Origin of the sequence: Streptococcus sp. 2579 (assembly GCF_013277195.1) — a bacterium.
GTDB lineage: Bacteria > Bacillota > Bacilli > Lactobacillales > Streptococcaceae > Streptococcus.
In genome coordinates this window covers 1-16,292 of sequence record NZ_VMMM01000014.1, presented here as the reverse complement: position 1 = coordinate 16,292, position 16,292 = coordinate 1, and the positions used below count along the sequence as shown (strand labels likewise).

Sequence of the window (16,292 nt, the reverse complement as noted above, 5' to 3'; positions counted from 1 at the left end):
AAAACATGTTTTTGAGGTTGCAGATAAGACTGACGAAGTTAGCTCAAAACACTGTATTGAGGTTGCAGATAAGACTGACGAAGTCAGCTCAAAACATGGTCTTGAGGTTGCAGATAAGACTGACGAAGTCAGCTCAAAACATGTTTTTGAGGTTGTAGATAAAACTGACGAAGTCAGCTCAAAACACTGTTTTGAGGTTGCAGATAGAACTGACGAAGTCAGCTCAAAACACTGTTTTGAGGTTGCAGATAGAACTGACGAAGTCAGCTCAAAACACTGCTTTTGAGGTTGTAGATAGAACTGACGAAGTCGGTATCATATACATATGGCAAGGCGAAGCTGACGCGGTTTGAAGAGATTTTCGAAGAGTATAAAATTGAATTGCTTATAAAAAAGCTCCATACACCGGATGTGTATAGAGCAATGAGGCTTTATTTAATATAGAGTTCTTGATTTTTCAAGACAATTTCACGTACGCTCGCAAATTTCTTGAGTTTTTTAAGTTCTTCTGGATGAGTGACGAGAGTGATAACATAACCTTCCTTGCCCATACGACCAGTACGGCCAGCACGGTGGGTGTAGGTTTCGCTATCTCTAGGAACATCAAAGTTTACGACGCATTCTAGGCTATCGATATCAATCCCTCGAGCCAAAAGGTCAGTTGCAAGAAGCAGGGTTAGTTGCTTATCTTTAAACTTTTCTAAGATGACTTTTCTAAATTTAACATTGACATCACTAGCGAGGGAAACAGCTAATATATCCCGATACTGTAGTTTTTCCTCTGCACTTCCAAGGTCTGATAGGCTGTTAAAGAAGATTAGACCGCGGAAATCCTCCACATGAGCTAGTTTTCGTAGCATATCCACTCGGTGACGTTGGTCTACCTGCATGTAGAAATGTTGGATGTTATCCAATTTTTGGTCAGAAAGATCAATAGTATGTGTGTTAGGTGCAATCTTTTCTTGGTCAAACTTGGTCGTCGCACTCATGTAGATGAGTTGGTGGTCACGCGGTGCGTAGTGAGTAATTTTCTCGACAAAGTGTATCTGAGAATCATCGAGCAATTGGTCAAATTCATCCAGGATGATGGTTTCCACATTCATCATCTTGATTTTTTTCAATTTAATGAGTTCAAAGATACGGCCAGGAGTTCCAATCAGAATTTCTGGTCCTTTTTTTAAGCGTTCAATCTGGCGTTTCTGACTTGAACCTGATAGGAAGAGTTGGGCTGTCAAGCCGATGGCTTCTGACCACGTTTTACATACGTCAAAAATCTGTCCAGCAAGCTCCGTATTTGGTGCTAGAATCAAGAGTTGCTGCGCTTTTTTCTTTTGTAGTCTGAGAAGACTTGGTAGGAGGTAAGCTAGGGTCTTACCGGTTCCTGTTGGGCTCACTCCTAGAAGATTTTCTCCAGCAAGAAGGGGCTCAAATAGTTGAGTTTGAATGGGGGTAAATTCTTGGAAACCGAGTTGGTCGCTCAGTTCTTGCCATTCAGTCGGTAGTTTGCTTTTCATTTTTCTGCCTCAAATCTAATGCCAGCAGTCTGGCGCATGGTATATAGTAGCTCATGAACAGAGCCTGCATCATCCAGCCAATTCTGGTAGAGTGTCTGGTCTGGTTGCTGAATCATCTGTGCAAATGCAGCGACTTCCTCAGTCATCGTATGAGGAGCCTGTTGGATAGGGAGCTGGACTTGATTGCCTTGATGGTCGGTAAAAATAGCTGAGCGGACATGCTCAATGGTGTTGAGAGTCAATGTTCCATCTGTTGTATAAATCTCGCAAGGAAGATTGGAAGTGATGTTTTTCCCAGACTTGATATGAACTTGAAAGTCTGGGTAGAAGAGAATTCCGTCACCATTTAGGTCAATGCTATTGTCAAGCTGTTGAGCCTGGTAAGTCGCGTCATTAGCTTTTCCAAAAAGGCGAACGGCAGCGTAGAGAGGATAAATCCCCAAATCCATAAGAGCTCCACCAGCAAAACGGGCTGAAAAGACATTTGGTGTCTGTCCAGCTAACAAGTTAGGCATCTTGGAAGAATACTTGGCATAGTTGAAATCTGCTCCCAAAATCTGTTTGTCTGCTAAAAAGTTTTTGATGATAGTGAGAGCTTTTTCATGGTAATTACGAGCTGCTTCAAAGATAAAACAGTGATTTTTTTCAGCTGTTTGAACCAAATCCAGCCATTCTTGTGGTTGAGTGACAGCTGGCTTTTCAAGAATAACATGTTTACCAGCAGACAAGGCAGTTTTTGCCTGAGCAAAATGCAAGGAGTTTGGACTGGCAATATAGACCACATCAAAGGAGCTCTTGAAGAAGTCTTCTAATTGATCGAATAGTTGGATATTCTCATAGTGAGAAGTAAAGGTTGCGGCAGTTTCAAGTTTCCTAGAATAGACTGCGACCAGCTGGTATTTTCCACTAGCATGGGCTGCTTCTATGAAGTGATGGCTGATAGCGCCAGTGCCGATGACACCTAATTTTAGCATAGATACTCCTTTTCCGATTTTAAATCCTTCTTTCATTATAACATAGATAGACGGGACTATCCAACAGAGGGTAAAAATTTTCAAATAAGCGATTAGCTTTCTTCTGAAGAAAAGCTTTCTTTTACGAATAAATAGATAGAAGCATCAAATCTAGTAAATTAGATTAAAAAATGTGCTATAATAGAAGGAGGAAAAGGATGATTCTAAGACATCCGGGCATCAGCCCAACTAATGACTTGGTTGCTAAGAAAATTTTTAGCAACCCAGAAATCACTTGTCAATTTATTCGCGATATGCTGGATTTACCAGCAAAAAATGTGACCATTTTGGAGGGAAGCAATATTCATGTCTTGCCATCTCTGCCCTACTCGGCTCAGGATTTTTACACTAGTATAGACGTCTTGGCGGAGTTGGATAATGGGACACAGGTTATTATTGAAATCCAAGTCCATCATCAGAATTTTTTCATCAATCGTTTGTGGGCTTACCTATGCAGCCAGGTCAATCAAAATCTTGAAAAAATTCGCCAACGTGAAGGTGATACCCACCAGAGCTATAAACACATCGCACCTGTTTACGCAATTGCAATTGTGGATAGTAATTATTTCCAAGATGACTTAGCTTTCCATAGTTTTAGCATGCGAGAGGATACGACAGGTGAGGTTTTAACCATTACCAATAACGGACAAGAAAACCATCTAGTCAAGATGGCGTTCTTGGAATTAAAAAAATACAGAGAAACCAGCAAAGACGAGGTTTGCAAGCCCTGGTTGGAGTTTTTTGGGAACAAGCCCTTTACCCAGTACCCCGAGCGAGCCATCAGTCAGGCAGACCAACTGCTGGATTAAAAATTAGGAAATATCGTGTAGAAAATAGTAACAGATTTTATCTCTTTGTGGGATGAAGTCTGTTTTTTTGTATGATGGGCAGGTCCTACATCTGAGTGGCAAGTTCTCCGTAGGTATCCGCTATCGGTTAATGCATAGCATATATGAATGAAATAAGAACTGAACAAATCAGTCAGGAAAGTCAAAGTAATTTCTATGAATGTTTTAGAAGTACTAGTGAACTATTCCAAATTCAATATCCTATAAACAAAAATCAAAAAGCAAGCCAGGAGACTTATGTAGGATAGCTCAAAATACTAATCTTAGATTGAGGATAAGAGTAGAATGATAATCAATGGATTTAGAACAAATATAATGAGCTGAATCTAGGATAGTACAAGGGTCTTTTAAAATATTGTTATAAATTGATTTAAATTCCAAGACCAATTTGTTTGATTCTTGTTTCATTTTGTTTTAGTTGCTTTTTATAGTGAGTTGAATTTAGAATAGCACATCATAGTTTCTAAAGCATTGTTAGAAAATACTTTAAAATCCCCTTATTAATTTGTTCATATTTTATTTCAATCTATTATATTTCCAAGCTTGATTATCATGAGGTAAGGGCTGAAAGCGCTCTAGGGATAGGAGTGATTTTGGAGATGAGAATCGTCAAAGAAAGGAATAGGGAGATGGTGGCTCTAGGAACAGGGGATAGTGAGATGAAATAAAAGCTGAACAATTCAATTTCTAACCAGCTAACCATTTAATCTTGCTACAAATAGGTATCGAACAAGTCCCGTAAGTCTTAGACATTTTTCAGAAACTGATGATAAGCTCTTCCAATCCCAAAATAGGGAGGTTTTTCAAACTAAAATTTGAATCCATACTTGGTTTCTAAATTATATTTAATATATTCACACTACTAAAAATCAGCCAATTATAACTATTATTATACTAAAATTTTCATAAATAAAGATATAGAAAAGTTATTAGTTTCTAGGAAATAAATCAAAAAAGCGTATATCTATAATCAATATAATAAGCATATACTAAAAAATTCTCTAAAAATCAAGATTTTTGGATGATTAGATGGTAAATTCGGGGGGGGGGGTATGGTATAATTATTACTAGACTGTACACTGGGTGCAGTGGGTTAAATAGTGCTATCAATACTATTTAATATCATGTGAGTTTGAAGATGATAAGGCTATTTTTGTTTTCAAAACAACTTACAAAAAAGGAGAAAGATTTCATGGACTTTGGAAAATATAACAAAGAAAAGGTTTTCCGATATTCGATTCGAAAATACCACTTTGGTGCTGCCAGTGTCGCGGTTGCAGCATTGATGTTCTTTGCCAACGGGGCAGTAGCAGCGCATGAACCCATCACTCCAGCTACGGCAAATGAAGTAGCTACGGTGGGGTCTGATGGAAAGGCAGACGGTGATTTAGGAAGCTCGGATGAGGGAGACTCGAACAAGGTTTTAACTGACCAGCCAGCTGAACTTAAAGCACCTGATGAGGTGAAAACGCAAGAAGCACCAGCTGAGGGAACAAATCAAGGGCAAGCAGTAGCTGAGTCTAACTCTGCTCAGTCAGAGACAAATCCAGCTAGCCAAGAACCTTCTCAAGCAGGAGAAGTAAGAGAGCAAGAAGAGCCGACCGTCGCTGATACGACAGCAGCCAAATCAACCCAAAGCAATTTGCAAGCTTTGTTGGCAAACCTAACGCTTAGCTCAATGCAGGAACTTCATGCTGAAGTGGAAGCGCGCCTAGCAGCAGCTAAGGCAGTTTTGGAAGATCCAAAAGCGACGCAAGCGCAGGTTGATGAGCAAGCAAGACTGATGGCAGAGCTTACGAGCCGTGTTAATCAAGCCTTGACACCTAGCCTAGAAAATCCAACAATCTTGGAAAAAGCAGGTCTAGCATCTACAGACCTCACATCTACAGGTCTGACCTCTACCGGACTCGCTACTCCAGACGGAGCTGTGACCGAGCAACCAACCGGAGGGAAGCGTCGTAGAGGAGGAGGCTTGAGCGCGACAGCACCAGCTGCAAACCAAGTCAATCCATCTGCTGGAGGGAACGCAACAACTCCTGGAGCTGGCTCTCAAGCTACTCCACAGACGCTCCCAACCTACACCAACACGACTGAAGGTAAAAATGGTGTTTATGGACTAAAAGATGAATTAGAGTTCATCACTGAGCAACTCCGAGCTAACGGAGCATCAGCAGATAAAATCCAAGCAGCCAAGGCAGCTGCTGATAAGTTCAACGAGGCTTTCTCTAAAGGCGATACTATCAGTCAAGAAGATTTTAATGCTGCCTTAGCAGATCTGAAAAAATCACGTGAACTGATCGAAGGAGTTCTTGCTGAAAATGAAGCAAATGCAGGAGTGGTAACAGGACCTGCAACTCCAAGTGAAAACAATGTAACCATTCAACCGCGTACCAACGCTACAGGATGGTCAGGTTTCCGCTCGATACCAGCAGGCGCACCAACTCGTACGAGACGTGCGGCAGGGCAGGATAGAGCGGCTCATATAGAGACTGCTACGTATAATAGTAAGACAGGATATTTCTTTGAAAATGGTCAAAACGGTTCTCCTTACTCTAAATATACTTATGTATTTTACTCAAAAGGTGGAGTAGGTACCCCGTACTATGAAGGCGGACAAATTTCAGAGGCTTATAAAAATTTCCATATAGATGTAAGACGAACTGATACAGGTTTGCGTTGGAAGATTGTTGTCAATGGAGAACACAAGACTCTAGGGGTAAATAAATTTTACTTTACATTGCCACAAGGGCAAACTTTAAGGAGTGGAACTGTTGCGGTTCAAACGTTTAATAAAAATGGTGGTTCTTTGATAGAACGACCATCTGTTGCTCCAGGAGAAAATGAGCTGAAGGATGCATTAGCAAACGCCTTTGCAAATCTTCCTCAGAACTCACCTTTTAGAGGTGCTAGGCTTCAAGATGTTCAAAAAGGTACGAAAGACAATACGAATGCAAGAATATCAGTAGTTGGGACAACTGCAGCACAGCAATTTGATGTAGGTACCTTAGAAGGTATTGCGCGACAAGCAACTCATGGTGCAGCGCACTTGACAGACAGAGGATTTTACTATCGTGATAGAGTTATTGAAACTGATCCCAATATTCAAAAGTATTCAAACGAGAAATTCTCTCGTATTATGGCAGATGTCAAAGATGTATATACTTTCCAGTTGGATCGTGAGGATGATCGTTCTTATGAGATTACTTTTGAAACGAACGGTTCACGTGATTTACGTTCTTTAACTTTTGCTAGTGGACTTAAGCGTGTTGAGGGTTCTACTCGTCAATTGATTAACCAATGGTACGCTAGAACAAATGATGAAGTTGACTTGATTGAGAAATATCCGGCAGAAACGCAGGGAGACGGGGTATTTTTTATTAGTCAAGGAAAAAGAGGTGTTACCAACTTTGGAGACGGTAATGGAGGAGAAGTAGTCTCTGGTGTATTTAGTGTCAAGGCAGATAAACCTTTTGATACAGATACCTTGATAACAGTTGGAGATACCAATTATCCCTATTTTAAGACGATAGATTATACATCATATCTTATAAATTCTGGTAATAAAGTGGAAGCTAACCAAGCAAATGGTGCACCTGCGACCTATAAAATTTATAAATTGGGAACAGAGTTAGTCGGTTATTCTGGTGCAAGACAGATAATGGATACACCAGGAGCGACGAACTATGTGCTTGAAAGAAAATTTGATGGTCCGACAGGAGATGGTTCATCAGAACTGATTGGACTGACCTTTGTTGTCAAACCGAAAACTCCATCTCTATCAACAGAACTCACTGATTCTGTTGGAAAGAGAGTAACAGTTGAGGCAACAAATGGAACCAAAGGGGTTGAAATGGTTCTCTATCGTAAGTTGGCGAATGGAGAACTTGAAGAAGTAAAAAGAGCTGCGGCAGATAGTAGCGGTCGTGCACGTTTCAAAGATGTTGAAGTTGGTATAGGTACTTATCTTGTTAAAACCGTAGCTAAGGGTGAGTCGTATACACAAAACGGAAATACCACTAATCTAGTCTTTTCTGATCCGTCAAATGAAAAAACAGCAGTTGCTCGTCCTTTTGAAACAAAGCCAATCATTGAAAAAAATGTAGATGATAGTATTACGACAACCATTGGTCAAAAGGGAGCTACAAAAGCGGAAGTTCGATATACAGACGCAGCTGGTAGACAACAGGTTGTCGCATTTACCAGAGGACAAGATAGCTATTGGAATAAAGATAATAGCAATGCTAACTCTACAGTAACAGTCGTTGATAATCGTGATGGAACTGCAACTGTTCATATGACTGCAGGGACAGCTGCATTGAACACCCATGTATTTGCTAAGCAACGTTCGAAAACAACTGATTTTAGCGCGGAAGCAGATTTTAAAAATACAGATTTGAAAGTGGGCTTAACACTGAATGGTCGGGATTTTAAAAACGATAAGCTTATTAAATGGCCTTTGGATCAACAGGTTGGTGGTAGTGGAATTAAGTTTCTTGCTAAGAGTGCTGATAAGATTAAAGATATTCGCATAAGTGGTGCAGATGGTCTGGGAGTTACTTGGGTAAAAGAAGGTACAGGAACCACAAGTATGACCATTGCAGCACGTGGAAATTTCAATAAAAATATATCAGGACTTCACACCTTATCAGTTACTGCAACAACCGTAACCGGAAACGAATTGACAACAACCGCTACACTTGTGTTGCCACCGTTGGCAGGAAATTTCAAAACAACAAATGATGATTTAAAAGGGAAGTCAGAAAAAACGGGAAATGAGCGTCCTATTATTGAGGGTCAAGGTTTTACTTATCCAGCAAATACAACAACTCAAGTAGGTGATGATCGTCTTCAATGGAAAGTGTTTCTAGTAAAAGGTGGGTCGAATAACGAGAATGAATTCACTAGACCTGCGCAAAATTACCAAATTGTAGCTTCGAGTTTATTGAGAGAAGACGGGAAAGTTACTTTTAGACCAGAAAATTATAAACAAGAGGCTTTGGGGACAGATGATGTCAGAATGGTAATGGCTCTTGTTCGAGAGAATACAGATGAGGTATATAGGGGAGTACAATCTTCTCTTAGTACACAATCTATCCATGCCACAACACCAATTGTTCCGTTCGCAACAAAACCAGAACTTGTCACAACTTCAACAGGAGATGTGACTGCAACAATCGGGAGAAACGATGCAAATGCAGCAATTATTTCATATGTGACTGAAAACGGAGCGACTCAGAATACTATTTTAAACAAAAATAATCAAAACTGGAGTTTAGCTCAACCGGACTCGAATGTTAGAATTACTAATGGCACAGATGGAACTGCAACAGTTACGATTCCATTTGGCGTTGCTCGTTCGAGAACGCAGGTTATTGCACAGCAAAAGTCTAATACAACTGGATTAAGTGAGGCAAGCACGACTACTGTTCCATCAGATATGGAAGCTCCAACTGTAAAATTAACCAACAAAGGAAGTAATGAAGAAGTTACATTAACTGATGATGCTTCTGTTACTACAGTCGATGTTTATCGTGGAGCAACACTTGAATTACCATTAAAGTATTATGACAATGTTAGCACAGGAAAAGTGAATATTAGTTATAAAGCTGGTCTTCCAAAGGGTGTGTCGTTCAATAGTAATGAAAATGTAACTACCTCTACGACAATTAAGGAAAGTGGTAAAACCGAAACTACACCTGGTACTTATACTGTGAGAGGTAGAGTTGCTTCTGATGCAAATCTTGGAGTACAAACTGTTACATTGAAAGTATCTGATGCTACTAATGGAGATGTGGATCAAGGGAATAAAAAAGAAGTCAAATTTAATATTCGTGTGCTAGATGTTGCATTTGAACAAGGGTATTCATCTAGTGGGAATGACAAAAAAATTGTTACCGAAGCAACTTTAAATAAAAATACTGCTGATCCAAACACTTATCTAACAGGTACAGAAGGAACTCGAAGAAGTGATTATATCCTTCCGCAAGGAATGACTTTCCGTTATATTACAGGTACTAATGGAACTGAATTTAAAACGAACTTACAATTCACGACTCCAGGAAAATATAATGTAAAAGCAGCAGCTTTCTTCCCAACGAATACAGTTTCGACTAAGGGATTGCCGATAACTCCAACTAATGCAACTGGAGATAAGATTTCAGAAATTACAGGACGTACTTATATAGCTCGTGATATAGAGTTTCAAGTTAGACCGACAGCCCCAGAAGTGTCTGCTGAAACTAACGGCGATGTGATAGTGAGTCCTACAAATCAAGCAAATGTTAACCGATTGAGCTTTTCTTATACAGATAAAAATAATGTTCAAAAGAATCTAACGGCAACAAAAACGGGAAATGTTTGGGTATTAAGCGATGGTACGCCTTCTGATGGCGTGACTATTGATAGTGCTACTGGGAAAGTCACTATTAAAGACCGTCAAGTGAAGGATAATGCTAGCGTTACAGCTAAACTAGTGACAGTTGATGATATAGATAGCACAACCACAAGTGCAACTTCAAATGTTGGTGAGCGCGTATTACCAACGATTACATTTAATGAGAAATATACAGAAGTTGTCAATGGTGAGCGTGTGGCTTATATAACCCCTACAGAAGACCTAGACAATGGTTCTATAACATTAGCTACTGTGAATGATAACTCAGGTAAATTACGTGAAGTGAGATTATCCGAACAGAATAATCTAGGTTTTGCGCTAGGTTCTGGATTAACTTATAATGACTTGGTTAAGACTGACAATCAAGAAGTAACTGCTCCAAGAGATATTACAGTTACTGGTAAATTAACACAGAAAAATGGTAATAGACCTTGGCGTAATGGCGATGCATTGTATACTCGTTATATTGTCGCAACAGATGCTTCGGATAATTTTGTTAGAGAGCTCAGTGCAAGTATCACAAATCCAACTCGTGTTGCCTTAAAAGTATTGACACAAGCAGTTAAATATGAACCGATAGTAGCGACACAAGCTCTTGCAAAAGATATTACTGCAGCTGGACAGACGGTGAGTCAAGATGAATTTACTGCGATTAAGTCCAAGATTCAGTTTACTACGACTAAAGGTGATGTAAAAGTATCCCATGATACAACTGACTTGGAAATAGTTATGAAAGAAAATGGTGCAATTAAGCGAGATGCTGATGGTACCTATTATGTAGGGGCAATAATTACATACCCAGACCTTTCTACAGAAGACATCAAGGTAGCGGTCGAGAAGAGTGATAAGGAAGCTCCGACTGTGAAAATGAATGGTGTCGCATTGACAGAAAATGCAGATGATAATCGATTTGTCATTTATCGAGGGGCAAGATTTAATCCAACCTTTGAAGTGAACGATAATTCTGGAAAAACTACTTACTTAAAAGCAAGTGTAATTCCAAACGGAGTATGGTTCAACAAACAAGGCGGGACTGATGCGCCGAAAACTGGGGATATGAATAATGGTACAACGTATACATTATCAACTAATAACACTGTTGAACAGAATGCTCCTTTAGGTGAACGTGAAGCTAATGTTGTCGTGAAAGATGCATTAAACAATGAAAGAACATATAAGTTTAAGTACGTAATTGCGGATCTTGAAGTGAAAAATAGCCCTAAAACAGCTACATTAAACTCAGAGTTAGGAAATGCTAGTGAATTTATAGGAGCAGTTGGGGAAACTAATTCCACTCCTTCAGATACTTATCTTCCAGATGGTACGACATATAAGTGGACTAAGAATACTAGTGAAGTACCTAATACGACTCGTTTAACAAGTGCAGGACGAAATACAGATTATAAAGTTGTTACAACATTCCCTACAGGAGGACCGACTAAGAAGGAAATTGATGGTAAGAATGTAACCATTTATACACCGGAAAGGGTTGAAAAAAATGTTGTATTCAATGTAACCGAGGAGACGCCTCCGACGGTTAAATTAACTAATAAATCAGACGGAAATAGAGTAAGTATACTGTCTGCTAATGAATCAAGTTCTCCAGTTGTTACTGTATTCCGTGGTGCGAAGTTAGAATTACCATTGACTTTATTTGATAATGAAATAGCAGGACGTGTTAATGTTCAGTACATGAATGGATTGCCAAGTGGGGTGTCATTTGGTGGGACTGGTACGAATAATGATAGCTTAACGTTAACTGGTAAGACAGAACAAACACCTGCTGAACATATAATTAAAGGAACTGTAGCAACAGATGCCCAGTTAGGAACTACTACAGTTACGCTAAAAGTATCAGATGGTACAAATGGTATTTCATCTGGTAATCAGGCAGAAGTGAAGTTTCGTGTTAAGGTGGTTGATTTAGACTTTGAAACAGGACGTTCGGAGCAACCGAATGTTGATTCTATTACGGTACCTGTGACTAAAGGGGAAAATATTCCAGATCCAAATCACTTTTTAACAGTAAATGATGGTAATAATCGTCAAGATACGGGAAATTTCCCTCAAAATATGACTTTCCGTTATGTAGATGAGGCGACTGGTACCACAACACGTACCTTAAGATATACTGATCCTGGTCGCTATGTAGTGAAAGCCAGAGCTTACTTCCCTCAAAATTATGCAGGAGTAGAGGGTATTGGTACAGTGGTGTCTGGTCAAACTGGTGATAATACAGAGATAAATGGTCGTCGTTATATAGAAAAAACGATTACCTTTGAATTAAAGCCAACAGCGCCAGTCGTAACACCAAAAGACAATGGTGATGTAGTCATTACGAATTCAAACGAAACGAATGCGAATGATTTAAGTATAACCTATACAAATACAGCAACGTCCACAGGTGCACCAGTAACAGTGACAGCTCAGAAGACAAATGGTAGGTGGACACTAATCAATGCGCCGGCAGATGGAGTGATTATTGATGAAACTACAGGGACAGTAACGATTAAGGATCGTGCAGTGAAAGATAGCGCTACTGTTACAGCTAAAGTCACAGCTAAAGGTTTAGATAGTACAACTACATCTGAAAATGCAAAAATAGGGGATAAAATACCTCCAACATTTGAATTTGATTCAGTATATACAGCTGTAGAGAGTAACGGAGATCGTGTTGTATATGTAACACCTACAGAGGATATAACAGCGAATCCTATTCGATTAGGAACATTCAATGATGATTCTGGGAAATTAAGAACAGTTCTTCTATATGCTGATGCAATAGGTGCTCATTTGTCTTATGGATTAGAATATAATAGACAAGATCTTCAAAATAATTTAGAGATTACAGCACCAAAAGAGGTCTTCATTACCGGTAAAGTGGATGCTAGAAATGGTAGTGCGCTATGGACCAATGGACAGACTTTGATTACTCGCTTTGTTTCTACTATGGATGCTTCAGGCAATGAATTGAAACAAATTCAACCAAATAATGCCTCAAATCCAACGCGTGTGGTCTTTAAAATCTTAACTCAAGCTGTGAAATATACGCCGTCTGTATCTACAGTAACAATTGAACGTGATATTACACAGCCGAACACTAGCTTGACTACAGCCGAATTTAATAAGGTTAAAGATACTTTAACTTTTGCAACGGATAGAGGGACAGTTAACGTACGTAATAATACAACAAACTTAACATTTGAGATGACAAATGCAAATGTTCAGACCAAACCTGATGGAACTTGGTTTGTAACTGCACGTGTGACATACCCAGATGGTTCAAATGATATAGTAGAAGTTCCGTTAAATACTACTGATGCTAATAAATCAAAACCAGCTATAACAACAGCTTCTGTTAAAGCTGAAAAAGATGCATCTGTACAAGGGCGTATAGCAACTTCGCAAAATGATCGTGTATTAGGTAAGATTACGATACCAGCAGGTCAACCGACACCAACTTCAAAAGCAATTAAAAATAATGGAGCTATTACAGAAGATAATGGTAAGAAGGTTGTTACGGTAGAATTAACGTATTCTGATAACTCTAAAAAAGAAGTGAAAGTCCCTATCCTAGAAGTTAAACCAGTTGATATTACTTCAACATTTAATGAAGGTGACAACACTGTTACAATCAAACCAGAAACTCCTGTGTCAACTGGAGATAAACTTCATTTAAGTATTCGTGGTGTCGGAATGCAACTCACAAAAACTGATAACGGATATACTAACAGTCGTAATGATCGTACTATTAGTATTTCAGGTGACGGAAGTATCACAGTTACATTAGCAGGTTCAGAGAAGTTTCGTGCTGGAGACAGAGTTGTAGTTCGTCATGAAAGTAATCTAAACGGTCAAGTAGACTCATACGAAACGGAAGCATGGTCAGGATTAGCATCAATTGATCAGGTGCCAGTTGTTAATCCAAATTCTTTGACTTCTACAGAAATAGAGGCTGTAAAAGCAGCTGTCAAGAAAGCTAATCCGTCAGTTAATCTTGCTGAATTACAGGTTGCAACAAATGGTGATGTTACTTACCGTCATGCAGGAGCAGGTGTTAATACAGGAGATACAATCCCGATAGCAAGATTGAACGGGAATGTTCGTGAACAGAATCAGTCTGAGAAGTATAAACCCGAAGTCACAGCATTGATAAGGAATGTTAAAAATGCAGTTCATACAGCAGATGAGATAAAAGCAGCTGTGAAAGAAGTGCATATAAAAGCTAAGGATGTTGTTGGTGATGTACCGGATAATGGTGGTGTGGTAGTTGTTAAGGTGACATATACGGATGGAAGTTCCAAAGATGTGAATGTTCCAATAGTTGTAACACCTGAAAAAACGCCAGTTAAAAATACTACTGATTTAACAAGTACTGAAAAAGAATCAGTTAGAGCATCTGTTCAGAAATTAAATCCAACAGCTACAAACATAGTTGTAGAGGAGAATGGTAGGACATTGGTTACACTTCCAGATGTAGCCATGGTTACGGTAGAAGGAAATCAGACGGTTAAACTTGAATCACCGACTATCACAGCAACCTCTGGTGATAAGTTGAGAGATACTGATCGTACTATTTCAGGTACGGCTGTTAATGGTGCTACTAAGGTAACATTACATTTCCAAGATAATACAGAAGTAACTATCACTCCTACTAATGGAACTTGGTCTTATGATCTTCCAGAAGGTACCTACCTACACCAAACAGAACAAAATAATAAAGTTGGCTATTCGACAAATAAAGTCACTGTAACTCAAACAGCCTTTGGTCAAACAAGTGATGCTAGAGAATACAGTGTTGTAGAGAATCGTACATTTACAGGAAAATCTATCAAACAAATTGCAGGGAATGACGCGTTTAGTGAATTGAAAAATCATCCAGAGCGTCTCTTGAACTATCAAGAAAATGGACAAGCGGCAACACTTCCAAACTATTTGACTGCTACTTGGAAAGAAACACCTGATTTTACGACAGTAGGAACACGCACTGCAACATTGCTCATCTCTGAAAAGACAGAAACGAATAATCAAACACGCCCTCTAACGGAAGTAAGTGTACCAGTAACGGTTTATCCAACAGTTGTAGCTAAAAAAGATAAATTTACAACATTGCTAAATCAGGCGTTGCCTGAAGGAGAACAGCCTGAAAGGTATGTACAGTTTAAAAATCAGAGTAACGCTAATGTAAATAAACCAACAGATGGTGTAACGGTAGTATGGGATAATAAACCAAGTACAAATGTTACAACAAACGAAAGTGGGGAGAATACAAAAGGTAGCGTAAAAGTTACTTATCGTGTAACAAATGCTGATGGTACAGAAGAAAGTGTGGAGCAAACTATTGATATCAATTTGAAAGTTTATCATGCTGTTCCTCTAACGAAACATGTAACAACTACTTTTGGAACGGATTTTGGTGGAACAAGTAATAATGCTCAGACTTACTTTTTGTCTAATTCACCAAGGACATCTTCTGCTTGGAAATCAACATCAGGTAACGGTTATTCAGAATATGCAAGTTATAGTAGAACTTCTGAAAAACAAAAAGCAAATTACCTTGGTAAGTATAAAGATGGTATTCAAGTCTTTATGGCAGGAGATAACGGTCAAATAAATTGGTATCGTTCTGAAAAATTTGATGTAACATTTGAAGTTAAACCATTAACGCCGACAGTAGAAGGGGCAACAACCGGTGCAACAAGCTTGACAGTTAACAACGTGAATAGCGGAACGACTGTAGAACTTTATGATGCAACTGACACTACTAAAGCTCCTGTTAAGATTGGTGAAACAGTGGTAGATAAAGAGGGTAACTACGATACGAAAAATAATATTTCAGTTCCGTTAACTCAAGGTCTTGCCCCAGGTACAAAAATCATCGCCAAAGTTGTGTATATTTCTGGTAGTGATAGAACAGAATCTGATAGTAGTTCAGAAGTAGTTATAAAACATCCGAAACCAGCAGAATTGACGTCAAAGGCGAAAATGAATGGTGATTATGAGTTCAGTGTTCCAACAGATGCAGATAAGGTTACATTTAATATTCCTACAGAAAATGATGGAACGAAGACTGTCACTCTTACAAGTGAAAACAGCTGGGCGTCTACAGATACTGCTGTTAAGAAAGTAGGAGATAAACTTGTAGTTCCGAATGGAACATTAGGAACTACAAATCGTATGGTTCAAATTATAGCAACAAAGGGAACAGGAGAAGCAGAAAGCTCCGCACGTGACTATACTGTTACTGTTCCAAAACATGAGGTTGAAACGACTAAAATTAGCAAAGTAGTTGGCGGAAGCACCCCTACAAATGAAGAATTGCTGGATGCTGTAACAGTTGATAATAAAGCGTCAGCAACCTTAAAAGATGGTACAACTTATCCAACTGCTCTTGGAACTCATACTATCGAAGTGGTAGTGACTTATGCAGATAGTACTACAGAAATTGTCGAAGTTCCGTATGAAGTGAAATCTGCTGACAAGTCAGCATTAGAAGCATCTAAGACAGCGTTGTCTGGCGACA

The 16,292-nt window shown here is 39.1% G+C and carries 4 protein-coding genes and 1 pseudogene; 3 read left to right on the top strand and 2 right to left on the bottom strand.

The annotated features are described in order from the left end of the window. A partial coding sequence (locus HT725_RS07540) for a hypothetical protein (RefSeq protein WP_173253345.1) occupies positions 1-286 on the top strand: 286 nt, incomplete at its 5' end. Positions 287-431: 145 nt separating this feature from the next. Here the strand turns inward: HT725_RS07540 and HT725_RS07535 are convergent. After that, positions 432-1,514 carry a DEAD/DEAH box helicase gene (locus HT725_RS07535; protein WP_173253344.1) on the bottom strand — a complete coding sequence of 361 codons (1,083 nt, stop codon included), beginning with the start codon at positions 1,512-1,514 and terminating at the stop codon, positions 432-434. Further along, entirely contained in the window at positions 1,511-2,488 is a 978-nt protein-coding gene (locus HT725_RS07530; protein WP_173253343.1) for a Gfo/Idh/MocA family oxidoreductase, read from the bottom strand. Before HT725_RS07530 ends, HT725_RS07535 begins: the two co-directional genes overlap by 4 nt. A gap of 197 nt (positions 2,489-2,685) precedes the next feature. On the opposite strand from HT725_RS07530, the pseudogene HT725_RS07525 reads away from it, so the two are divergent. Beyond that, positions 2,686-3,333: pseudogene (locus tag HT725_RS07525) on the top strand (Rpn family recombination-promoting nuclease/putative transposase); the annotation flags it as partial. Positions 3,334-4,567: 1,234 nt separating this feature from the next. After that, the coding region (locus HT725_RS07520; protein WP_173253342.1) for a Rib/alpha-like domain-containing protein at positions 4,568-16,292 on the top strand (11,725 nt) is incomplete at its 3' end.